Source organism: Streptomyces sp. NPDC093111, assembly GCF_040683955.1.
Lineage (GTDB): Bacteria > Actinomycetota > Actinomycetes > Streptomycetales > Streptomycetaceae > Streptomyces.
This window is the reverse complement of the sequence record NZ_JBFBNW010000006.1, coordinates 14,630-35,227: the sequence shown is the minus strand read 5'-3', so window position 1 is coordinate 35,227 and position 20,598 is coordinate 14,630. Positions and strand designations below refer to the sequence as shown.

Below are 20,598 nucleotides of genomic sequence, written 5' to 3'. Positions count from 1 at the left end.
GCGCGCCGGCGTCAGACAGTCCTCCGCCGCAGGCGGTTGAGCTCTTCCCGGCGGCTGGCGGCCACCCGGTGTAGGTGTGCGACTGTGTCGTGGTGTCCGTGGCAGTTCGGGGCGCACTCGGCAGTCATGCCCGGAAGGTTGCCGGTTACTTGTGCGATCTCTTCGGTCGGGCTGCCTGTGAAGGCGAGCGCCTGGTTGTACTCGGCGATCTCGCAATCGTCTCGGGCGTCCGTCATCTGCAAGTCGAGGCGCCCTGGTGCTCGTTCAGGGCCGTCGAACCAGATTCGGCATCCTCGCTGCCCGTACGCGCAGGTACAGCTGCGCATGTCCTCTTTGAGCGCGATTCCACAGAGCGGGTGCGTCAGGTGCTCGATGATTACATCGTGGTCCGTCCAGCGTCCACGGGCAAAAGTGAGACGGAATCCGTAGGTATTGGTGTGCTTGGTGAAGCCGGCCATGTCCAGCCAGTTGGCTGCGAAACGGAACATCGGGAGCCGGCGCAGCAGGGCGCTTCCGAGGTCTGCTGTCTCCCGCCAGGCTTCTTCAAGCCAGCGGTGCTCGTGTGCGAAGGCCCGTTCGCCCGGCGTCAGGCCGGGGTGCCTGCAGGGGGACGACTCTCCGTGCTCAGCCGCGGTCAGGTTCCTGATCTCCTCCGCCTGGCTCCAGGCCCGATCGGGAACGCCTTCGAGCCGGAGGCATGCCGTAGTTCCGTGGAGTCCGACGTCGAGCCTGCCGTGGCCGGCGCCGAGCAGGCGTAGGCCGCTGATCCCGCGAAGGTCGTCCTTGCCGCCGGACGAGAACAGCCCCCAGGCGATCAGCTCGGCCAAGCCGTCGGGGTCGGAGTCGGCCGCGAAGCGGATGACGGGACGCCGTTCGTCCGGGATGACCCGCACGATGCGAAGCGGTCGGGTGGTGTACGTGGTGGGGTACTCCAGCAAGGCACGCAGGACCTGCCCTTCGAGGAACGCCTGATCGCCTCGGGCGGAGGGGATGAGAGGGCCTCCTTCTGGAAGCCGGGCAAGGCGTTCCTTGGCGCCGGCCCAGGTTTCCCCGGTGTAGCGGCGGCACAGGTCGATCACGTGGCTCTTGGGCACGACAGTCTCCTTCGTGCGCTGCCGGATCCCAGCGCGGGAAAGAGTTGCTGCCAGCGAGAACGACGGTGATGCAGGGTACGGCAGAGCATGCGAGGGCACCTGGGGCTTTCAACACGCTGCGCCATCGATCCGGACAGGCGCACGACGAGGGTTCCCTCAACCCGGATCGGACCGTAAACGAGCCGTAGCGGACAACGCAAGCATTCACCCCCGTCCGGGTGAACGGCGCCGCCGGAATCGCCACATAGGCACCCGTCGAGTACAGGGCCAGTTAGATTGCTGCTGCGGCTGACCACCGCTCCCCGGAGATGCATCGGCCCTTCTTCTCTCCACGCTCGGGTGAACCGGTCCCCAGTAGCCCCCTGCGCATCCTTTCGGATCTCAATTCCGCACGTCCTGGGCCGAGACGTTCAGGAGACCCATGAGCGCGATGCACCAAGACGTTTCCTTGCGCCGGCGCCTCTACACAGGCGAGAGCGTCCAACAGGCCCGTCGGGCTATTGATTCGCTTGGGCCCGATGCGCCCCCGATCCCCTCGGCGGATTCGCCGACTCAGCAGCACTTCGAGGCGCGCGTGCTTCTCGGCCTCCTGGAGTTCCGGAACGTCTACACCCGTTATCCCCTCGGGATCTCCGCGGTGCACCCAGAGCCGGATGGCGTTGCCCTGCGCGTAGAGAGTGAGGAGAGGGCGGCCGAGATCCTCTTCAACCTCCTCCCCACGTACGTATCGGACCACGAGGTCCACGGGGTGCCGGGGCTCCGCATCACGCAGCGAGATCGCACGGCCATTGAACTGCGCGTGCTCGGAGAGCCCACCCGACTGCGACTGACCGGCCTGCCGGCGAGGCTCTGGCGCAGCGCCATCGCTGGGATGCTCGACAAGTGGATCGACCCGGACGTCAAGCTCCTGTGCTGGAAGTCCTCACCGACGGCATGGACAGGTGCCGAGCGTGGGCATCAGGTTCGATGGGAAGGCCCCCGCGACGACTTCACGCAGGCGCAGCAGCGTGGTGCCTGGCTCGGCAGCGGGCTGCTGCGCCGAGCCGCCCTTCTGCACACCGTGTCCAACACGTTCCTCGTTGACGGGTACGGCGGCGCTTCCGACGTGGCACGGCTGGTCCTGCGCTCCTCCCACGTGCGCGGACAGGGGCCCGGGCCACACAACATCGTCGCCGCCCTCGCAGACCCGACGTTCGGCCTGCCTCTGCACCTCACGCGGTTCCGCGGTGACACTGACGACACCTACAGCGGCGACCAGCAGTTCGTCCTGGGTGACGTCGGCAAGACGGCCATCCTCGATCTCCGAGCCACGACAGAGGGACCCCACTCCCGCCTGCAGCCGGAACTCTGGCAGAAGATCCTGCGCCGGCTACCCAGCTCGGGTTTCGCGAACGGCCTGTCACCGGGCACCCTCGCCGGGCTCTGCGGCTTCGGAGCGGCCTAGAAGATTGATGACGATCTTGGTTTCTGGCCCCGCCGCGTGAGCGGTGGAGCCAGACTCGTCTGGCGATGGGGACTGGGTCGGGGAGACAGTCGGGCCGGATGTCTGGGAGCCGGGGCTTGATTCCGGCAGGGAGCATATTCGCGTTCCTGGACGAGCACCGGGCTCGGCTGTTCTCGGCGGTGATGTTCGAGGACATGTATCCGTCGGCGAAAGGCTGCCCGGGTATGCCGCCGCAGACCTGCGCTGGAAGGCCGCCTGCGGGCTGGGCCCGCACCACACGGCGTTCGATCCGTCGCTGCTCGCGTACTTCGGCCGTCAGCCGGCCCGCTCCGCCTGCCGAACCGGATGTTCGACGCCGTGAGGGAGGTCGTGAAGCCCACCGGCGTGCTCAACGGCTGAAGCCGCCGTGGTTCCGGTTGACGCGCTGGGCCATGCGATCCCGCTCTGCCGCTTCGGCTGCAGTCGGCCCGCAAGCCTTACCGGACCCGAAGGGCTGCCCGAGCCCTTCTCATGCCGCAGGAAGCAGGAGGCGTGATTTATCGGCCACCGCTGACCGCCCTCACTGCGTCACCCGGTGCCAGAGCCCCCTGCCCGGGTGGGGGTATCCCCGCGCGGGCGGAGGTGGCGCATCGGCCGTGATGCCCACGGCCGATGCGCGGTGGCTGCGGGAGACCCGGCTCAAGGATCGCGCCGCCCGCCACGTGATGCGGGGAGTTCGGCTCCTAGGAGCGCGCGGGTCTCGAGGACGAACCATGAAGCGGCGTCAAACCCATGCCCTATATTCATCCGCTCGACCCTAGGTTGCAGCCCCGCAGGCAGTTACGCAGTGTGCCGGACGCAGTACCTCCAGTGGGCTGCCCTCGCAAGCCCCCACAGGCCCCCGCGAGAGCACTCCTGGGGAGAATCTGGGGAGTATCGACGGCGCTGGGGAGCGGCTGGGGAGAATCGGCCGCGTAACGCAGCACGAACCTGAAAGACGCTGAAAGACTCATCCGCCCAGGTCAGAGACGGGTACAGCCTCATCTGTGCTGGTCAGCGCCACCAGGTAGACAACTTCATGACGTACGTGCCGAAATCGTCGGCCTCGACGATCCCGGGGAGCGACCCGCCCTCGCGCAGGGGCGTGACGTAGCGGGTCGCGGTCACCTCTGTAAGCATGTTCCGAGGCTGTCCAATCGTTCCAGGAGCCCTTGGGGGCGTCCGCCCCCAGCCTAGGGTGCGGCCCCGGCCCCCGCGTTAAGGTGCGGGGTGCTCCTGCGAACCCCTCCCGCCACGCCCGCGCTCGCCGACGCCGTCCTGCTCGGCCACGAGGAGGACGGGCGCCGCTGGCCCCTGCTGGTGTGGGCGCCCGGGCCCGGCACCCGGATGGTGTCGAGCGCCGTCCTCGGCGGCGGCATCGGCGCCCGCGACTGGGTGGTCAACGCCCAGGTGCCCCCGGGGTATTCGCGCCGCGACCCGGTCGCCCATCTGGGCTCCCTCGCCGCGGGGGCCGGGCTGGACGGCGCCGGGGTGGGACTGATGACGGCCGCGTCGGTCGAGGACCGCCGGTTCGCGGCGGACGGCGGCGCCGAGGCCGTCGTGACGGCGGGCATCGGGGTACGGGGCTGGGCGGCCGTCCCGGAGACCGGCGCCGTCGGCGCGCCGCGCCCCGGCACCATCAACATCATCGTGTCGCTCCCGGTGCCGCTCACGGACGCGGCGCTGGTCAACGCCGTGGCGACGGCCACCGAGGCGAAGGTCCAGGCCCTGGTGGAGCTGGGCGCCGACGCCTCCGGCACGCCCACGGACGCGGTCTGCGTCGCCTGCCCCGCCGACACGCCCGGGGTGACGCCGGAGCCGTTCGCCGGTCCCCGCTCCCTGTGGGGCGCCCGCCTGGCCCGCGCGGTGCACCGGGCGACCCGGGATGCCTGCGCGGACCTGCTGTGACGGGCGCGCCGGACCCGCGGGGCCCCGCTGCCGGCGTGCCGTCCGGCCCGGAGCCCGCTGTCCGCGCCCTGTGAACTCCCCACGGACCGTGGCGGGTCGTGGTGTTCTTCGGGAAACATGACGCGGGTCGTCCGGGAATCCGGGCGGCGGCGGATCGGAAGCGGATAACAAGGGGTGTGGCATGAGCGGTGTGGGACGCAGGACAGTCGTCGCGGCGGCGGGCGGCGCGGGCCTCGTCGCGGCCCTCGCGGCCTGCGGCGGCGGCTCCGCGGACGGTGACGGCGCGACGGGCGCCAAGGGTGACGGCGGCGGCACCGAGGGGTCCGGTGGTGCCGACGCCTCGGGCGGCACGGACGCCTCGGGCGGGGCCTCCCAGACCCCGCCGCTCGCGCGGACCGGCGACATCCCGGTCGGCGGCGGAAAGGTGCTCGCCGACCGGGGCGTGGTGGTCACACAGCCCAAGAAGGGCGAGTTCAAGGCGTTCTCGGCGCGCTGCACCCACGCGGGCTGCACGGTGGCCTCGGTCGCCGACGGGGTCATCGTGTGCCCCTGCCACCAGAGCCGCTTCGACTTCTCCGACGGCAGCGTCAAGGGGGGCCCGGCGCCGAGCCCGCTGGAGCCGACCCCGATCGAGGTGACGGGCGACGCGATCAGGCTCGGCTGACCCCGAGGGTCAGCAACGCGGCGCGGGCGCCCGGCGCGGGGCCTTCCAGCAGCCGAGCACCTCGTCGGTGGTCGCGATGGTGGCGACCAGGGCGAGGGTGTTCCGGATCATCGCCGGGGTGTAGTCGGCCGGCACCCCCGCGATGGCGTCGCCGGGCACGACGACCGTGTAACCGAGGTTGACGGCGTCGAAGACCGCGTTGGGGACGGCCACGTTGGCGGAGACGCCGGTGACGACCAGGGTGCGGCAGCCGAGGTTGCGCAGCAGGGCGTCGACGTCGGTGCCGGCGAGCGGCGAGAGCCCGTGCAGCCGGCGTACGACGAGGTCCTGGTCGGCGACCTCGATCGGTTCGGCGATCCGTACGGCGGCGCTGCCGGCGTGCTGCTGTACGGGGAGCCGGGCGGCGGCGCGGAAGAGCCGGGCGTTGTGGTTGGCGCCGCGCCCGTCGGGCCGCCGCTCGGCGACGGCGTGCAGCACCTGGACGTCGGCCCCGTGCGCAGCGGCGACCAGCCGGGCCACGTTGCGCAGGGCGCCCGACGAGCGGGCGACGGCGGCGAGTTCGGGCAGCGCGCTGTCGCGGCCGACGACTCCCTGCTGGCATTCGACGGTGAGCAGCACGGCGCCGTCGGGTGCCAGCTGTTCCCTGAGTTGTTCCGCGTGCCCCACGGTCTCCTCCTCGGTTGCCACTGACGCGGCCGCCCCGGCACGCTCCTTGCCAGCGGACGGCGGTACCCCCCATGATTTCTGACACCTCGTCAGAAATCCAGAAGGGTGCGGACGATGACCGTCGCACAGCGCCGTGGACGCCGGATCATGATGACCCCGGCCGAGCTCGACACCTTCCTCACCGAACAGCGCACCTGCCGGGTGGCGACCGTGTCGGCCGACGGACGGCCGCACGTCAGCGCCCTCTGGTTCGCCTGGGACGGCAGCTCGCTCTGGCTGTACTCCCTGACCCGCAGCCGCCGTTGGGCCGAGCTGCGCGCCCGGCCGCGGATCGCGGTGGTGGTGGACGACGGCGAGGAGTACGGGGAGCTGCGCGGGGTGGAGCTGTCGGGCACCGTGGAGTTCGTGGGCGAGGCCCCGCGCACGGGCGAGCCGTGCGCCGAACTGGAGGCCGCCGAACGCCTCTTCGCGGCGAAGAACTTCGGCCTGGACACCATGCCGCACGACGGCCGGCACGCCTGGATGCGCCTGACCCCGGAGGCCGTCGCGTCCTGGGACTTCCGCAAGATGGGGTAGCTCCGGCGGCGGCCCTCAGTCGCCCAGCGGCGCGCCCGCCTCCCGCAACGCGTCGACCACGGCGCGGATGGACGGCCGGCGCCCCGCGTCGGTGCGCCAGGTCGCGTAGATGTGCCGCCGCACGGGCTGGCGCACCGGCACGAAGGCGACCCCGTCCATGGCCGTCGGCCGGCCGAGCCGGGGCGCGACGCAGACGCCGAGCCCGGCGGCGACCAGGGCGAGCTGGGTGTGGTGGTCCCCGGCGACATGGGCGATCCGGGGCTCGACGCCCTTGGAGCGGAGCGTGAACATCAGCCAGTCGTGACAGAACTCGCCGGCCGGCCAGGACACCCAGTCCTCGTCGGCGAAGTCCTCCAGGTCCACCGCCGTCCGCCCGGCGAGCGGGTGGTCGGCGGGCAGGGCCACGTCGGCGGAGTCGTCGAGCAGCCTGGCCCGTTCGAGACCGGCCGGGACGGGCGCCCGCTTGTTGTTCCAGTCCAGGACCACGGCGAGGTCGCTGTCCCCGCGCAGCACCTCGCGCACCCCCAGGTCGGGCTCCAGCTCGGCGGTGTGGACGCGCAGGTCGGGGTGGGCGGCGCGCAGGGCGCGGATCGCGGTGGGGAACAGCCCGCGCATCGCCGTCGGGAAGGCCGCGATGCGCACCTCGCCGACCACCTGTCCGCGCTGTGCCTCGATGTCCGCCTGGGCGAGCTGGACCTGGGAGAGGATGCGCGAGGCGTGCTCGGCGAGCAGCAGTCCGGCGTCGGTGAGCCGTACTCCGCGCCCGTTCTTGGCGAGCAGCTGCTGGCCGATCTCCCGCTCCAGTTTCGACAGCTGCTGGGAGACGGCCGACGTGGTGACGTGCAGCCCTTCGGCGGCACCGCTGACGGAGCCGTGCCGGGCGACGGCGTCCAGGGTGCGCAGGCGCTCCAGATTCAACATGTAAGCGATACTACGACGACGACTCCAGGAATTCTCGCTTGTACTAAGAGATGGGGTCGGTCACCCTGAACGGCATGAGCAGCCCCGCCCTCCCGTCCCCGTCCCGCCCCCGGACCTCCCTCGACTGGCGCGTCCGTTTCGGCGTGCTGGCCCTGATCTGGGGTTTCAGCTTCCTCTTCATCAAGGTCGGCACGGAGGGCTTCGCCCCCTTCCAGGTGACCTTCGGCCGTCTTCTGTTCGGTACGGCGGTGCTGGCCGTCGCCTTCGTGGTGAAGCGTGACCGGCTCCCGCGCGGGGCCCGTACCTGGGGCCATCTGACGGTGGCGGCGTTCCTCCTGAACGCCCTGCCGTTCTCGCTCTTCTCGTACGCCGAGCTGACCATCCCGTCGACCCTCGCGGGCATCTGCAACGCCACGACCCCGCTGTGGGGCATGCTCCTGTCGCTCGTCGCGCTCTCCGAGGACCGGCCGACCCGCGTCCGCGCGGCGGGCCTCGGCATAGGTTTCATCGGCGTCCTGACGGTCCTGGGCGCCTGGCAGGGCTTCTCGGGCCTGGACGTCACGGGCACGGCGCTGGCCCTGCTGGCCTCGTTCAGCTACGCGGTGGGCTGGATATACGTCCGCCGCACCCTGTCCGGCACGGGCTCGTCGAACCTCGCCCTCGCGGGCTCCCAGGTGGGCCTCGCGACGCTCCAGCTCGCGGTGGTCACCCCGCTGTTCACCAGCCTGCCGACCCACGTCGAGATCCTGCCGCTGCTGTCGGTGATCGCGCTCGGCGCCCTGGGTACGGGCTGCGCGATGCTGCTCCAGTACGGCGTGGTGGCGGAGGTCGGCCCGACGACGGCGTCCATGGTCACGTACTTCATCCCGGTCATCGCGACGGCCGCGGGCATCGCCGTGCTCGGCGAGCACCTCACCTGGAACACCCCGGTGGGCGCGGTGGTGGTCCTCGCGGGCGCGGCCCTCACCCAGACCCGCGGCACCCGCCGCCGCTCCGGAAAGCCGGCCCCCACCACGGCGCCCACGGCCGCGGGCACCACGACGGCGGGCCCCCCGACCGAGGCGACTTCGGCCACGACTCCCCCGGCCCAGGTCACCGCCACCCGCGTCTGACCGCCCGCCCACCCTCCCTCACCGTCCATCCCCCCGGCTCACCCGAAGCTGCGGGCCTGCGCAGGTCCCGCCGCGTACGCGACGGCGTCGGCGAGGGGTTCGATGTCCGCAGAGGTGAGCCGGGAGACCGTCAGCCGGACGGCCGGGCCCGTGTCCATGCGGAAGCGGGCGCCGGGGGCGACCGCCCAACCGGCGGCGAGCATGCGGGAGACGGCCCCGGTCTCGTCGGAGACCGGCACCCAGACGTTCATGCCGCCACGCCCGTGCGCCTCGACCCCGCGCCGGGCGAGCGCGCGGACGAGGCCGTCGCGCCGCTCCCCGTACGCCGCCGAGACGGCGGCGGGGTCCACTGCCCCCGTGGTCCACAGGTGCACGACCGTGCGCTGGAGCAGCCGGCTGACCCAGCCGGGGCCGAGCCGCTGCCGCCCGAGCACCCGGTCGACGGTCTCCCGGTCCCCGGTGAACGCGGCGATCCGCAGGTCGGGGCCATAGGCCTTGGCGACCGAGCGGACGAAGACCCAGTGCCCGGCGCCGGTGGCGAGCGGGTGCGGCGGCTCCGCGACGATGCCGTGTCCGTGGTCGTCCTCGATCAGCAGCACGTCCGGGTGGGCGGCGAGGACGGCGCGCAGGGCGGCGGCCCGTTCCGCGCTCACGCAGCCGCCCGTGGGGTTCTGCGCCCGGTCGGTGACGATGACCGCCCGCGCGCCGCCGCGCAGCGCCCGGGCCACGGCGTCGGGCAGCGGCCCCTCGTCGTCCACGGCGACCGGTACGGGCCGCAGCCCGAGCGCCGGCACGAGGTCGAGGAGGCTGCCCCAGCCGGGGTCCTCCACGGCGACGGCGTCGCCCGGCCGCAGGTGCGCGGCGAGCACCCGCTCGATCGCGTCGAGGGAGCCGGAGGCCACGCCGACGGGCCCGGCGGGCACCCCGTCCGCGTCGAAGGCGGCCCGCGCGAGCCGCGCGAAGCCGGCGTCGACCGGGGCCTCCCCGTACAGCGCGGGCCGCTCGGCGTAGTCGCGCGCGACCGCGGCGAAGGCCTCGTCGAGGCGGGGCAGCAGCGCCGGGTCCGGGCTGCCCTCGCTCACGTCCCGCACCCCCGCGGGGGCCTCGACCCGGATCGAGCCGCGGGCCGTCGTCGCGGGCGCGGAGCGGATCCGGCTGCCCCTCCGCCCGTCCGTCTCGATCACACCGCGCTCGCGCAGGGTCCGGTAGGCGGCGGCGACGGTATTGGGATTCACCCCCAGCGAAGCCGCCAACTCCCTCATAGGGGGCAGCAGTTGTCCGGGCGCGAGGGCACCTTCACCCACGCCCCGCTCGACACTGGCGGCGATCTCCGATGCGCGACGGCCTTCGATCCGATACTCTCCTAGCACAAACCCAACTATGCACTAGTGCAATGGAGAACGCAATGCCGGAGACGGACTCCTACACCCCGACCGACCGCACCGTCCCCACCCGCTCCGCCCAGCGCGCCTCCTACGACCGCGCGTTGGTGCACTCGATCCTCGACGAGGCGTACCTCTGCCACCTCGGCTTCGTCCGCGACGGCGCCCCCGTCGTCCTGCCGACCCTGTACGGGCGGATAGGCGAGCGCCTGTACGTGCACGGTTCGACCGGCTCCCGCCCGCTGCGCACGGCCGGGCGCGGCGAGTCGGCCCCGGGCCTTCCGGTCTGCCTCACGGTGACCCACGTGGACGGCCTGGTGCTCGCCAAGTCCGCGTTCCACCACTCGATGAACTACCGCTCCGTCGTCGTGCACGGCACCGCCCACCAGGTCACCGACCCGGAGGAACTGCGCACCGCCCTCGACGCCCTCGTCGACCAGGTCGTCCCCGGCCGCGCCGCCGACTCCCGCCCGGGCAACGCCAAGGAGCTCGCCGCGACCGCCGTCCTGCGCCTCGACCTCGACGAGGTCTCCGCGAAGGTCCGCACCGGCGGCCCCAACGACGACCCCGAGGACCTCGCGCTCCCCCACTGGGCCGGCGTCGTCCCCGTACAGCGCCGGTACGGCACCCCGGTCCCGGCCGCGGAGCTCGACCCGGCCGTCGCCCTGCCGGACTACCTCGCGGCCCTGTGAGGAGCGCCCCGTGCTGATCCATCCCTGGGACTCCCCCCGGAACGACGCCGAGTGGCACGGCTGGCTGTCCTCCCACGACTTCGGCCAGCTCGCGGTGAACGGCGCGCCGGGCGAACCGCCGTGGGTGCAGCCGATGCACTTCCGGTACGAGCCCGAGCCCGGCCCGCACGGCCGGGTCATCGCCCATCTCGCCCGCCCCAATCCGCTCTGGCGGGACCTGGAGCGGAACCCCGCCGTGCTCCTGAGCGTCGTGGACGACTACGTCTTCGTGCCGGGCCACTGGACCGCACCCGAGGGCGCCCCTTCCGAGCACGGCACCCCCACCTCGTACTACGCGGCCGTCCAGCTCCGCTGTGTCGCCCGGATCGTCGACGACCCGGCCGAGAAGGCGGAGCTGCTCGACCGCCAGGTGGCCCACTTCCAGCCGGAGGGCGGCACCGCGCCGGTGTGCCCCGGCGAGGCGCCCTTCGGGCGGATGCTGCCGGGCATCCGGGTGCTCTGCCTGGACGTGACCGAGGTGCGGGCGAAGTTCAAGTACGCGGGCAACAAGCCCCAGGAGGTCCAGGACCGGGTGGCGGACCGCCTCGCCGAGCGCGCGGGTCCGGGCGACGCCGCCGCCCGGGCCCACCAGCTGCGCCGCCGCGCCCCGGGGGCGTGAACCGCCGGGGCCCCGGCCCCGTACGGACCGGGACCCCAGCCGGCCGACGCCCTCAGCCCCGTACCGCCACGGTCTCCGCCGCTTCCGCCGCTTCCCCTTCCTCTGTGGCCTCCCCTGCCTCCGCCATCTCTGCCGTCTCCGCCGTCTCCAAAGGCCGACGACGGGCCGTGGCGGCCGAGCGGGCCTCGGCGAGGGCGAGCCCGGTCACCGCGGTGAGCAGCAGCAGGGTGCCCCCGACGGTCGCGCCGGTGAGCTTCTCGCCGAGGACGGTCACGGCGATGACCGCCGCGCTCACCGGCTCCAGGAGCATGATCACGGACACGGTCGCGGCGCGGACCACGGCCGCCCCGGCGAAGTACAGGGCGTAGGCGAGCGCGGTCGGCACGGCGGCGACGTACCCGAGCAGGAGGAGCACCTGGGCGGGGTCGCCGGTGTGGGGCACGAGGCCCTCGGCCGCGGCGAGCGGCAGCAGGCCGACGGCACCGACGGCGAAGGCCCAGGTGGTGGTCGACAGGGCGTCCGCGCCGCCGCCGTCGCGGCCGAGCCACCGGGTCAGCAGGGTGATCGCCGCGTATCCGGCGGCGGAGACGAGGGCGAGCAGGACGCCGAGCGGCCGGATCTGCGCGCCTCCGCCGCCGAGGACGAGCACGGCGAGTCCGGCGAGCGCCCCGATGACGGCGGCGGCGCCGCCGGCGCCGATCCGCTCGCCCATGAGGATCCGGGCGCCGACCGCGATGAGGACGGGTCCGGCGCCGAGCGTGACGACGGTGCCGACGGCGAGTCCGGTGAGGTCGACGGCGGCGAAGTAGGCGCTCTGGAAGACGCTGAGTCCGACGCCGGTGCCGAGGATCCGCAGGAGCCGCCGCCCGCGCGGTTCGACGGTGACGGGCCGCGGCCGGCGCCGCAGGGCGAGCGCCCCGAGCAGCAGGGCGAGCCCGCCGACGCAGCGCCAGAACGAGAGGGCGAGCGGGCCCAGGTCACTGGCCCGGAAGAGCAGCGCGGCGGCGGCGCCCGCGGTGCCCCAGGCGATTCCGGCGACGATCAGGTAGACAAGGCTCCGGCCGGTGGACAGGCCGGTTGACGGGCCAGCTGACAGGCCAGTTGACAGGCCGGTGGACGGGGTGTTCGGCATGGGTGCGCTCCGCGAGAAGACGGGGTGAAGGGTCGTCGGGCTCCGCGGGCAGGCGTCGACGACCTGCTCGGGGGCCTGTGTCGGCCCGCCCGAGCCCGGTCTTCGTCAGGGAAAGAGGCCGCCCGCGCTAGGCGGCGGGAGGCGGAAGCACGGTCGCATGCATGATCGGCACCTTAGGGCGCGGACCGCTCGACCGACAACTCCCGGTCGTCGCCGGCGCCCGGCCCGCCGCCGGCCGCCGCGGTGACTCCTTCGGCCGAGCCCGCCACCACGCCCGGGGCCGCCGCCTTCGGCGTGGCGGACTGGGCGATGAAGGCGCCGACCAGGACGACCGCGCCGCCGATGATCTGCGGCGCCGCCAGGTGCTCGCCGAGCAGGACCCAGGCGAGGACGGTCGCGATCACGGCCTCCAGGCAGGCGACGACACCGGCCACCTGCGGGGAGAGCCGGCGCACCGAGACGACGCCGGTGGCGTAGGCGAGCACGGTGGCGATCAGCACGATCCAGCCGAGCAGCAGCCAGGCCGGGGCGCCGGTCCCGTCCATGTCCGCCGTTCCGCCGAGGACCGCCCAGTCCATCTCCCAGGGGCGGGCGAGGACCGTGAGGACGAGGGCGCCGACGAGGAGCGCGTACGCGATGACGCCGAGCGCGTGGACGGGTTCGGCGTCGTCGCCGCCCTGGTCGGCCAGGACGAAGTAGCCGACCTGGCAGCAGGCCGCGGCGAGCGCGAGGACGAGGCCCAGGAGGTCGAAGCTCAGCCCGGACCAGACCTGGACGACGCAGGCGAGTCCGCCGACGGCCAGGACGACGCCGAGGGCCGCCCTGCGGGTGACCGGCCGCCGCTGGACGAAGCGGACCCAGCCGAGCACCAGCGCCGGGGCCAGGTACTCGATGAGGAGCGCCACCCCGACCGGGATGCGGGAGATGGAGGCGAAGTAGAAGCCCTGGACGCCGGCGACGCCGAGCAGTCCGAAGCCGGCGAGCAGGGCGGGCTTGCGGCGCACCAGGTCGCGGTGGCGCCAGGCCACCGGCAGCATGACGAGGGCGGCACCGGCCACCCGGAGCCACACCACGTGGAGCGGGTCGAGCCCCGCCTCGATGAGCGGCTTGGCCGCCACTCCTGAACCGCCGAAGGCGACGGCGGAGACCAGGGCGAGTCCCAGGCCTGCGTTTTTCTCCTGAGACGCGTGCATCGGGCCATCATGACAGGACGCCGTCAGGTGCGTAACCCCCGTTACACCTGTTGAGACAGCTCCCCGGTGCGGGCGGCCAGATCGTGCCGGTCGACGCCCGCGCGGCGGAGCACCTCGGCGGCCCGGTTGCCGGGATCGGCGGCGAGCGCGGCGAGCAGGTCGAGTCCGCGGACCCGGCCGTCGCCGCGCGACGCGGCCCGTTCGAAGGCGCCGGCGAGGGCGGCCGCGGCGGCCGGGGACCAGCCCGCGGCGGCGTTCTCGGCGCCCCGCAGGACGGGCAGGTCCGAGCCGGTGTCCTCGACGGAGCGCTGCCAGCGCAGCCCGTAGCCGATGGAGCGCTGGACGAGGTAGCCGAGCACCCGGGCCCGTTGGTGGGGGCTCTCGAAGGCGGCGGCGGTCTCCGGGTCGGCCTCGACCAGGGAGTGCAGCAGATGGGCGGTGTCGACCTGCCGGTCCCCGTCCCGCAGGGCACGTCGCCGGGCGCCCGTCACCGCGGTCACCAGCTCGACGGTGAGCGCGTCCGTGAGCTCGGCGCGGCGTACGGCGGGCAGCCGGGGCAGCGAGGGGCCGGGGACGCCGGGCGGGCCGGGCCTGCCGGGGGCAGGTTCGGGAGGGACGGGAAATCGCACCCTTCCACCTCATCAGTCCCGACAAGCCGGGGCATCCCCGGCGAGAAGCATGTGCGCGTCCCACCGGAGGTGGGCACGGACGATCGGTTCCTCCTCCTTACGGATGAGATCGCGCGACTTCTCCCTCGGGGTAGCGCGCCGCCTTGCCTTCGCCCCGCGCCCCGTGCGCAACCGCCGGACCGTCCCGTATCGTCCTCCAGGCATGTTCTGGATGGTGGCCCTCCTCGCGCTCGACGGGCGGCAGTACGTCTACCGCGTGTACGCACCGCGGGCGGCGCTGCCGGCCGACCTCTTCTGGGCCGCCTTCCACTGCCACGACGAGAGCGGCGGCCCCCGCGCCTCGGACCGCTTCGACTCGGCGCAGATCTGGTGGATCGGTGACGAGCCCGCAGAACTGACGGTTCATCAGTATTGAATGTTGACGCCGCCGACGCTACGTTCCGCGACACCGAAAGCCGACTGGTACGCGTGAAGGGGTGGTCGTATGGCCGAAGTCAGCGCGGAGGCACGGATCGAGGCTCCGGCCGAGAAGGTGTGGGCGCAGCTCACCGACTTCGCCTCGTACGGGGAATGGAACGCCACCCACACCAACTTCCCGAACGGTGGCCCGGCCACCCTGGAGGCGGGCGCGACCTTCGCCGAGAACATGAAGCTCATGGGCTTCCCGGCCGAGGTGACCTGGACGGTGGAGGAGCTGGAGACGGGCCGGGTGTTCGCGATCCGCGGCAAGGGGCCGATGGGCGTGACCGTCGGCACCCGCTACGCCCTCACCGCGGACGGCGGGGCCACCACCGTACGGATCGAAGGGGAGTTCACGGGTGCGGCCGTCTCCCTGATGGCGGGCAAGCTCAAGGACTCGGCCACGGCGGCGCTGACCGAGTCCCTGCGCAAGCTGGCCGGCCTGGTCGCCTGACCGGCGCGCTCCGTACGACGAGGGGCCCCGCGGCGTGTCGCCGCGGGGCCCCTCGCTCCCGCCGTCCGGATCAGCGCTCGTCGGCCAGGATGAGGTACAGCTTCTTGCGGGCTTCGTTGATGACCTCGACGGCCTTCTGCCGCTGCTCGGGCGTGCCGGTCTTCCAGACCTGACCGAAGGCCTCCATCAGGCCGAAGCCGGCCTGCCGGATCTCGTTCACGGCCTCCCAGTCGACACCGCGCCCGGCCTCCTCCCACGGGGCCTCGGGCCCCGCCTCGGCCTCCGCGCGTCCGGCGTCGGTGAGCGTGAACAGCTTCTTGCCGCCCTCGCTCTCGCTGGTGATCAGGCCCTCGTCCTCCAGCATCTGGAGCGTCGGGTAGACCGAGCCGGGGCTGGGCTTCCAGGCCCCGCCGCTGCGCTCGCCGATCTCCTGGATCATCTCGTAGCCGTGCATCGGGCGGTCCTTCAGCAGGGCCAGGATCGAGGCGCGCACATCGCCGCGCCGCGCCCGGCCGCGGCCTCCGCCGCGCCCACGCCCGCCGAAGCCGCCGCCGCCCCAGGGGCCGCCGCCGAAGCCCGGCCCGAAGGGGCCGAAGGCGGCGCGGCGCCCTTCGAATTCACCACGAGGGCCGGGTCCGCAGTTTCCGCGCCCGCCTCCGTGGCCGTGCCCGTGCTCGTTTCCGTAGGTACGCATCGCAACGCTCCTTCCATCGGGATTCCATCGTTGAACTGTCGCGATGCCTCGACGATATATCGGAACTGTTCGGTGAGCAACAGCCGAGCGTCCACCGGCCCGCCGACCGGCCCCGTCGCCGACCGGTCCAGTGCTCCGCGATTGGCCTTGGCCTGTGCTTTCGTCCCTCCGGTACGGTCCGGCACATGCGGATTCGAATCGTCGACGCCTTCACCGACCGGCCCTTCTCCGGCAACCCCGCCGGAGTCCTGCTCCTCGACTCCTTCCCGGACGACGCCTGGCTCCAGCAGGTGGCCGCCGAGGTCAACCTCTCGGAGACCGCCTTCGCCCACCCGCTGCCGCCCGGCGGCGACGCGGACTGGGCGCTGCGCTGGTTCACCCCGACCACCGAGGTCGACATGTGCGGCCACGCCACCCTGGCCACCGCCCACGTGCTGCACACCACGGGCACCGCGACCGGCACGGTCCGCTTCGCGGCCCGCTGCGGGATCCTCAGCGCCACCGCCGAGCCCGACGGCACCCTGACGCTGGACTTCCCGACCTCCTCGCTGACCCGGGTGGACGCCCCGGAGGGCCTGGCGAAGGCGCTCGGTGCCGAGCCCGTCGCCGTCCACGACACCGCCGCCCACATCGGCGACCTGGTCGTCGAGCTCCGCGACGAGGCGACCGTGCGGGCCCTCGCCCCGGACTTCGCCGCCCTCGCCGTCCTGTCCGAGCGCGGGATCATCGCCACCGCGATCGCCGACCGGCCCGAAGGCGCCTACCAGTTCGTCTCGCGCGGCTTCTTCCCGGCCGTCGGCATCGACGAGGACCCGGTGACGGGCAGCGCCCACACCGCCCTCGCGCCCTACTGGTCCGCCCGCTTCGGCCGCGACGAGCTGACCGGCTTCCAGGGCGGCGCGCGCACCGGCGTCGTCCGCACCCGGCTGCGTGGCGACCGCACCCTCCTCAACGGCCACGCGGTCACCGTCATCGACGGCGAACTGCACGGCTGACCCCGGACGCGACGAGGGGCGTACGGCCGATGCCGTACGCCCCTCGTCGTCTTGGCCCGCCGCCCGCGACGGTCCGCCGCCTCACTGCGTGGGCGGCCACGTCACGGTGCGGGCTCCCACGTCACGGCGTGGGCGGGCACGTCACGGTGTGGGCTCCCACGTCACGGTGCGGGCTCCCACGTCACGGCGTGGCGGCCACGTCACGGTGTGGGCTCCCACGTCACGGTGCGGGCTCCCACGTCACGGCGTGGCGGCCACGTCACGGTGTGGCCGCCGCCTCACTGCGTGGGCGGCCACGTCACGGTGCGGGCTCCCACGTCACGGTGTGGGCAGCCACCCCACCTTCCCGGCGAGCAGCCCGTAGCCGACGAAGGCCACGATGTCGAGCAGCGCGTGCGCGACCACCAGCGGCCCCACCCGACCCCAGCGCCGGTAGAGCCACACGAACACCACGCCCATCACCATGTTGCCGATGAAGCCGCCGATGCCCTGGTAGAGGTGGTACGAGCCGCGCAGCACCGCGCTCGCCGCCATCGAGGACCTCGGCGACCAGCCCAACTGGTCGAGCCGGCGCAGCAGATAGCCGACGACCACGACCTCCTCCAGCACGGAGTTCTGGATCGCGGACAGCACCAGGACGGGGTACTTCCACCACACGTCCGGCAGCGATTCGGGCACCACCGTGAGGTTGAACCCGGTCGCCCGCGCCCCCAGGTAGAAGGCCAGGCCGGCGCTGCCGATGCCGGCCGCGACCAGCGCCCCGCGCCCCAGGTCCGGCCACGGCCGGGTGCGGTCGAAGCCGATCGCCCGCAGCCCGCGCGTCCCGGCGCCCTCGCGCAGCAGCAGATGCGCGACGAGGACGACCGGGACGAGCGCGGTGGCGATGCCGAACAGCTGCCAGGACAGGTCCAGCCAGGGCCGCCCGGGCGCGTAGGAGCCGTTGAGCGTGGCCGCCTGCTCCTTGAGGGCGCCGGGCTTGGTCAGCGAGCCGATGAAGCTGATGAGGGCGGAGACCCCGCTCGCGCCGAGGGACAGCGCGAGGACGATCAGCGTCTCGTCGCGCAGGACCCGGCGCGGGAGGCCGTCCGGGGGCAGGGAAGCGTCCACCACTCGTTGCTCCGACACCACACCTGTCTCCCATTCCCCACAGCGACCCGGGTACGGGAACCCTACCTACGAGGCGGCCCTCACCCCCACCGGCCAGCTGTGCACGGGCTCGCCGGTCAGCATCAGCTCGCGGTAGCGGCGGGTGGTCGCCGCGAGCGCCGCCGCGCGGTCCAGTCCGGAGTCCAGCGCCCGGTGGAAGGTGTCCGCCTGCCACGAGGCCCCGTTGACCCGACGTCGGCAGCGCTCCTCGATCACGCCCAGGTAGAAGTCGCGGTCCCGCGGCTCCACGTGCCAGGCGTCGAGCCCGGCCGCCGCAAGCGGCAGCAGCTCGTCGAGGACCAGCCGCACCGCCGGTACGGTCGCGACGCCGCCCGAGCGGCCGGAGCGCGGCCAGCGCAGCTCGGCCTCGATGCCGTGGCGGCACGCGGTGTCGAAGTTGTGCTCGGCGTCCTGGAACGCCATCCGCTTCCAGATCGGGCGGGTGTCGTCGGCGAGCGCCCGGACCAGCCCGTAGTAGAAGACGGCGTTGGCGACGACGTCGGTGACGGTCGGCCCGGCCGGCAGCACCCGGTTCTCCACCCTGAGGTGCGGGACGCCGTCGACCCAGCCGTACACGGGCCGGTTCCAGCGGTAGACGGTGCCGTTGTGCAGGATCAGCTCGTGCAGCTTGGGCACCCCGCCCTCGTCCAGGACGCGCAGCGGGTCCTCCTCGTCGCACAGCGGCAGCAGGGCGGGGAAGTAGCGCAGGTTCTCCTCGAAGAGGTCGTACGCCGAATCCACCCAGCGCTCGCCGAACCAGGTCCGCGGGCGCACCCCCTGGGCCTGGAGCTCCGGGGTCCTGGTGTCGGTGGCCTGGGTGAACAGCGGCGGCCGGGACTCCCGCCACAGCTCCCGGCCGAAGAGGAAGGGCGCGTTGGCGCCGACCGCGATCTGGACCCCGGCGATGGCCTGCGCCGCGTTCCACACGGAGGCGAAGCGGGGCGGGGTCACCTGGAGGTGCAGCTGCACCGACGTACAGGCCGCCTCGGGCACGATCGACGACGAGGTGCAGAGCAGTCGCTCCACCCCGTGGATGTCGAGCGTGAAATCCTCCCCGCGGGCCACCAGGATCTGGTCGTTGAGCAGCTTGTAGCGGTCGGCGGCGGAAAGGTTGTCGAGGACCGCGTCGTCCCGCGTGAGCGTCGGCAGTATTCCGATCATGACGACGCCGGCGCCGAGTTCGGCGGCCTTGCGGTCGGCATATCCGAGCCCGGTCCTGAGTTCCTCGGCGAGCCGGTCGAAAACATGGCCGCCGAGCCGGTGCGGGGCGATGTTCACTTCCAGATTGAACAATCCGAGTTCGGTCTGGAAATCGGGGCTCGCGATACGGTCGAGCACCGGCGCGTTGAGCATCCTGGGCAGGCCGTCCTCGCCCGCGAGATTGAGTTCGATCTCCATGCCCATGAGATTGCGCGGCCGGTCGAATCGTTTCTCCGCCAGGAGTCTCGCGAGTCCCGCGAGACACTGCTGCAGCTTTCGGCGGTAGCGCTGTCGGTCGGCCGGGCCGAACCCGTCCGTCACGACCTTCTCCCCCATCGAAGGGTCCCTCCCCGAGTGGGCAGCCGCCACGACGGCCGCGAGCGTCACGGACGATGATGCCCACCCGACTGATCCATAACGCCTGCGGGTGCGACACGTTGGCCGATAGGGTGGACGAGCTCTCCACCGGCAGTACCCGAGAGCACCGGGCAATTGACATATACCAAAGTCATATTGCCCCGCACCGGGGGATCAGGATTCGGCCGACCCCCTCCTGCGACAAACCGCAGGCAGACGTTCCTCCGGACGCCCGCATTCCACTGAATCACCGTGGAAATACGACCGGATGACTCCTTGCCAGGAATATCGGCGCCGTCTAGCGGAAACACTGTGTGAACACGTGTCGTATAAACTCCGCGCACGAGGCAGAGTGTTGGCGCCCGGCCATGACCTCATGGCCCCCTGCTCTGGCCCCGTCGCCGACAGCGCCGTCGTACCTGCCCACGCGTCACCGTGTCTCCTGAGTGAGAGGCGACCCATCATGCTCCGACCCTCCCCGGCCCCCGCGCCGGCCCTTCGCAGTGTCCTCACGGCCCTCGGCTCGCCGACCGCCGTGAGCGAGACCCGCACCCCCGCACTGCGAGCCGCTCAGGGACCGCTGAGCCCCGAACTGCCGTTGCCCGTCCACGTGCTGGGAGTCGCCGGCGCCCCCGGCCCGGCCGGCGGGCCGCCCCACACCCGGCTGGCCGGGTGGCGCTTCCTGATCAGGAACGGGGACCGCGCCATCGCCGCCGCGGACACCCGGCCCACCCCCGACGGCTGGTCCTTCTCCCACTTCTTCGAAGGCCCCTACGTCGCCGCCACCGAACGGGCCCTGATCCAGGCCGAGGCGCTGCTCACCCCGTACCAGCCTCGGCTCCTGTCCGTACCGCAGCTGTACATGCTGACCCTGTGGCTGCACGCCGACCCGGACGCCGACGGGCACACCGCCGTGCCCGGCGCGGCCGACCTGCTCGTGCCGCTCTCCCCCGCACCGCCCGGGATCGCCGCCGACCGCCCCTACCGGGTCGCCGACCTCCTGCCCGTGCTCAGCCTGCGCCTCGCGCCGCCGCCGCTCCTGGGTTCCGCGGCGCCCGCCTGATCCACCCCGCGCGCGGGCCGCGCCCCGGGAGCCGACGGCCCCGGGGCGCACTGCTGTCCGACACCCCCTCCCGTTCGGACTAGCCCGCTCGGACCACCCCGAACCCCCCGAAGAGACCGTGCAGTTGAGCTGAACCGCCCC

22 protein-coding genes are annotated in these 20,598 nt (G+C 72.9%); 11 read left to right on the top strand and 11 right to left on the bottom strand.

Annotation, left to right across the window (positions count from 1 at the left end; genetic code table 11):
• Window positions 1-11 precede the first annotated feature (11 nt).
• Window positions 12-1,094: a hypothetical protein gene (locus tag AB0Q96_RS11565; protein WP_365324125.1), complete on the bottom strand. Its 1,083-nt coding sequence runs from the start codon at window positions 1,092-1,094 to the stop codon at window positions 12-14.
• Between the two features lie 421 nt (window positions 1,095-1,515).
• Here AB0Q96_RS11565 and AB0Q96_RS11560 point away from each other — a divergent pair, with 421 nt between their 5' ends.
• Window positions 1,516-2,538, top strand: coding sequence for a hypothetical protein (locus AB0Q96_RS11560; RefSeq protein WP_365324124.1), 1,023 nt, complete (start codon window positions 1,516-1,518; stop codon window positions 2,536-2,538).
• A 1,032-nt stretch (window positions 2,539-3,570) separates the two neighbouring features.
• On the opposite strand, the gene AB0Q96_RS11555 is transcribed toward AB0Q96_RS11560, so the two are convergent.
• Window positions 3,571-3,696, bottom strand: a complete 126-nt coding sequence (locus AB0Q96_RS11555) for a hypothetical protein (protein WP_365324764.1) — start codon at window positions 3,694-3,696, stop codon at window positions 3,571-3,573.
• 96 nt (window positions 3,697-3,792) lie between these two features.
• Between AB0Q96_RS11555 and AB0Q96_RS11550 the strand changes: the two genes are divergently transcribed.
• Both AB0Q96_RS11550 and AB0Q96_RS11545 read left to right on the top strand, forming a co-directional pair.
• On the top strand, window positions 3,793-4,464 hold the full coding sequence (locus AB0Q96_RS11550) for an adenosylcobinamide amidohydrolase (RefSeq protein WP_365324719.1): 672 nt from the start codon (window positions 3,793-3,795) through the stop codon (window positions 4,462-4,464).
• Window positions 4,465-4,645: 181 nt separating this feature from the next.
• Window positions 4,646-5,128 carry a Rieske (2Fe-2S) protein gene (locus AB0Q96_RS11545; RefSeq protein ID WP_365324122.1) on the top strand — a complete coding sequence of 161 codons (483 nt, stop codon included), beginning with the start codon at window positions 4,646-4,648 and terminating at the stop codon, window positions 5,126-5,128.
• Window positions 5,129-5,137: 9 nt separating this feature from the next.
• Here the strand turns inward: AB0Q96_RS11545 and AB0Q96_RS11540 are convergent, their stop codons facing one another.
• The gene (locus tag AB0Q96_RS11540) at window positions 5,138-5,794 is read right to left on the bottom strand and encodes a cysteine hydrolase (RefSeq protein ID WP_365324120.1); all 657 of its coding nucleotides are present in this window, start codon (window positions 5,792-5,794) and stop codon (window positions 5,138-5,140) included.
• A 114-nt stretch (window positions 5,795-5,908) separates the two neighbouring features.
• Between AB0Q96_RS11540 and AB0Q96_RS11535 the strand changes: the two genes are divergently transcribed.
• Window positions 5,909-6,370, top strand: a complete 462-nt coding sequence (locus AB0Q96_RS11535; RefSeq protein ID WP_365324118.1) for a pyridoxamine 5'-phosphate oxidase family protein — start codon at window positions 5,909-5,911, stop codon at window positions 6,368-6,370.
• Between the two features lie 15 nt (window positions 6,371-6,385).
• Here the strand turns inward: AB0Q96_RS11535 and AB0Q96_RS11530 are convergent, their stop codons facing one another.
• On the bottom strand, window positions 6,386-7,291 hold the full coding sequence (locus AB0Q96_RS11530) for a LysR family transcriptional regulator (RefSeq protein WP_365324116.1): 906 nt from the start codon (window positions 7,289-7,291) through the stop codon (window positions 6,386-6,388).
• 74 nt (window positions 7,292-7,365) lie between these two features.
• Here AB0Q96_RS11530 and AB0Q96_RS11525 point away from each other — a divergent pair, with 74 nt between their 5' ends.
• Window positions 7,366-8,403: a DMT family transporter gene (locus tag AB0Q96_RS11525; protein WP_365324114.1), complete on the top strand. Its 1,038-nt coding sequence runs from the start codon at window positions 7,366-7,368 to the stop codon at window positions 8,401-8,403.
• Between the two features lie 38 nt (window positions 8,404-8,441).
• Here AB0Q96_RS11525 and AB0Q96_RS11520 read toward each other — a convergent pair whose 3' ends face one another.
• Window positions 8,442-9,773 carry an aminotransferase class I/II-fold pyridoxal phosphate-dependent enzyme gene (locus AB0Q96_RS11520; RefSeq protein WP_365324112.1) on the bottom strand — a complete coding sequence of 444 codons (1,332 nt, stop codon included), beginning with the start codon at window positions 9,771-9,773 and terminating at the stop codon, window positions 8,442-8,444.
• 35 nt (window positions 9,774-9,808) lie between these two features.
• Here AB0Q96_RS11520 and AB0Q96_RS11515 point away from each other — a divergent pair, with 35 nt between their 5' ends.
• A complete protein-coding gene (locus AB0Q96_RS11515) occupies window positions 9,809-10,477 on the top strand; it encodes a pyridoxamine 5'-phosphate oxidase family protein (RefSeq protein ID WP_365324110.1) in 669 nt (222 codons plus the stop codon).
• A 10-nt stretch (window positions 10,478-10,487) separates the two neighbouring features.
• A complete protein-coding gene (locus AB0Q96_RS11510) occupies window positions 10,488-11,135 on the top strand; it encodes an FMN-binding negative transcriptional regulator (RefSeq protein WP_365324108.1) in 648 nt (215 codons plus the stop codon).
• 52 nt (window positions 11,136-11,187) lie between these two features.
• Here the strand turns inward: AB0Q96_RS11510 and AB0Q96_RS11505 are convergent, their stop codons facing one another.
• From AB0Q96_RS11505 to AB0Q96_RS11495, 3 genes are all read right to left on the bottom strand, one after another.
• Entirely contained in the window at window positions 11,188-12,267 is a 1,080-nt protein-coding gene (locus AB0Q96_RS11505) for an EamA family transporter (protein WP_365324106.1), read from the bottom strand.
• A 173-nt stretch (window positions 12,268-12,440) separates the two neighbouring features.
• Window positions 12,441-13,460: an EamA family transporter gene (locus AB0Q96_RS11500; protein ID WP_365324104.1), complete on the bottom strand. Its 1,020-nt coding sequence runs from the start codon at window positions 13,458-13,460 to the stop codon at window positions 12,441-12,443.
• Between the two features lie 41 nt (window positions 13,461-13,501).
• Window positions 13,502-14,011, bottom strand: a complete 510-nt coding sequence (locus AB0Q96_RS11495; RefSeq protein WP_365324716.1) for a Clp protease N-terminal domain-containing protein — start codon at window positions 14,009-14,011, stop codon at window positions 13,502-13,504.
• Between the two features lie 280 nt (window positions 14,012-14,291).
• Between AB0Q96_RS11495 and AB0Q96_RS11490 the strand changes: the two genes are divergently transcribed.
• Complete coding sequence (locus AB0Q96_RS11490; RefSeq protein WP_365324103.1) at window positions 14,292-14,504, top strand: hypothetical protein; 213 nt, start codon at window positions 14,292-14,294, stop codon at window positions 14,502-14,504.
• A 69-nt stretch (window positions 14,505-14,573) separates the two neighbouring features.
• On the top strand, window positions 14,574-15,002 hold the full coding sequence (locus AB0Q96_RS11485) for an SRPBCC family protein (RefSeq protein WP_365324101.1): 429 nt from the start codon (window positions 14,574-14,576) through the stop codon (window positions 15,000-15,002).
• Window positions 15,003-15,072: 70 nt separating this feature from the next.
• On the opposite strand, the gene AB0Q96_RS11480 is transcribed toward AB0Q96_RS11485, so the two are convergent.
• Entirely contained in the window at window positions 15,073-15,696 is a 624-nt protein-coding gene (locus AB0Q96_RS11480) for a PadR family transcriptional regulator (protein ID WP_365324100.1), read from the bottom strand.
• A 185-nt stretch (window positions 15,697-15,881) separates the two neighbouring features.
• Here AB0Q96_RS11480 and AB0Q96_RS11475 point away from each other — a divergent pair, with 185 nt between their 5' ends.
• Window positions 15,882-16,691 carry a PhzF family phenazine biosynthesis protein gene (locus AB0Q96_RS11475; RefSeq protein ID WP_365324098.1) on the top strand — a complete coding sequence of 270 codons (810 nt, stop codon included), beginning with the start codon at window positions 15,882-15,884 and terminating at the stop codon, window positions 16,689-16,691.
• Between the two features lie 318 nt (window positions 16,692-17,009).
• Here AB0Q96_RS11475 and AB0Q96_RS11470 read toward each other — a convergent pair whose 3' ends face one another.
• Window positions 17,010-17,801: a type II CAAX endopeptidase family protein gene (locus AB0Q96_RS11470; RefSeq protein ID WP_365324096.1), complete on the bottom strand. Its 792-nt coding sequence runs from the start codon at window positions 17,799-17,801 to the stop codon at window positions 17,010-17,012.
• 63 nt (window positions 17,802-17,864) lie between these two features.
• Window positions 17,865-19,373, bottom strand: a complete 1,509-nt coding sequence (locus AB0Q96_RS11465; RefSeq protein WP_365324095.1) for a glutamate--cysteine ligase — start codon at window positions 19,371-19,373, stop codon at window positions 17,865-17,867.
• Between the two features lie 484 nt (window positions 19,374-19,857).
• Here AB0Q96_RS11465 and AB0Q96_RS11460 point away from each other — a divergent pair, with 484 nt between their 5' ends.
• Window positions 19,858-20,457 (top strand): hypothetical protein, encoded by a 600-nt coding sequence (locus AB0Q96_RS11460; RefSeq protein ID WP_365324093.1) that lies wholly within the window; start codon window positions 19,858-19,860, stop codon window positions 20,455-20,457.
• Window positions 20,458-20,598 lie beyond the last annotated feature (141 nt).

What these genes read in the sequence shown, in the direction of transcription:
- AB0Q96_RS11545 (WP_365324122.1), top strand. Translation starts at nt 4,646, where the DNA reads ATGAGCGGTGTGGGACGCAGGACAGTCGTCGCGGCGGCGGGCGGCGCG.
- AB0Q96_RS11485 (WP_365324101.1), top strand. Translation starts at nt 14,574, where the DNA reads ATGGCCGAAGTCAGCGCGGAGGCACGGATCGAGGCTCCGGCCGAGAAG.
- AB0Q96_RS11505 (WP_365324106.1), bottom strand. Translation starts at nt 12,267, where the DNA reads ATGCCGAACACCCCGTCCACCGGCCTGTCAACTGGCCTGTCAGCTGGC.
- AB0Q96_RS11530 (WP_365324116.1), bottom strand. Translation starts at nt 7,291, where the DNA reads ATGTTGAATCTGGAGCGCCTGCGCACCCTGGACGCCGTCGCCCGGCAC.
- AB0Q96_RS11515 (WP_365324110.1), top strand. Translation starts at nt 9,809, where the DNA reads ATGCCGGAGACGGACTCCTACACCCCGACCGACCGCACCGTCCCCACC.
- AB0Q96_RS11480 (WP_365324100.1), bottom strand. Translation starts at nt 15,696, where the DNA reads ATGCGTACCTACGGAAACGAGCACGGGCACGGCCACGGAGGCGGGCGC.
- AB0Q96_RS11490 (WP_365324103.1), top strand. Translation starts at nt 14,292, where the DNA reads ATGTTCTGGATGGTGGCCCTCCTCGCGCTCGACGGGCGGCAGTACGTC.
- AB0Q96_RS11500 (WP_365324104.1), bottom strand. Translation starts at nt 13,460, where the DNA reads ATGCACGCGTCTCAGGAGAAAAACGCAGGCCTGGGACTCGCCCTGGTC.
- AB0Q96_RS11460 (WP_365324093.1), top strand. Translation starts at nt 19,858, where the DNA reads ATGCTCCGACCCTCCCCGGCCCCCGCGCCGGCCCTTCGCAGTGTCCTC.
- AB0Q96_RS11475 (WP_365324098.1), top strand. Translation starts at nt 15,882, where the DNA reads ATGCGGATTCGAATCGTCGACGCCTTCACCGACCGGCCCTTCTCCGGC.
- AB0Q96_RS11535 (WP_365324118.1), top strand. Translation starts at nt 5,909, where the DNA reads ATGACCGTCGCACAGCGCCGTGGACGCCGGATCATGATGACCCCGGCC.
- AB0Q96_RS11525 (WP_365324114.1), top strand. Translation starts at nt 7,366, where the DNA reads ATGAGCAGCCCCGCCCTCCCGTCCCCGTCCCGCCCCCGGACCTCCCTC.
- AB0Q96_RS11560 (WP_365324124.1), top strand. Translation starts at nt 1,516, where the DNA reads ATGAGCGCGATGCACCAAGACGTTTCCTTGCGCCGGCGCCTCTACACA.
- AB0Q96_RS11555 (WP_365324764.1), bottom strand. Translation starts at nt 3,696, where the DNA reads ATGCTTACAGAGGTGACCGCGACCCGCTACGTCACGCCCCTGCGCGAG.
- AB0Q96_RS11465 (WP_365324095.1), bottom strand. Translation starts at nt 19,373, where the DNA reads ATGGGGGAGAAGGTCGTGACGGACGGGTTCGGCCCGGCCGACCGACAG.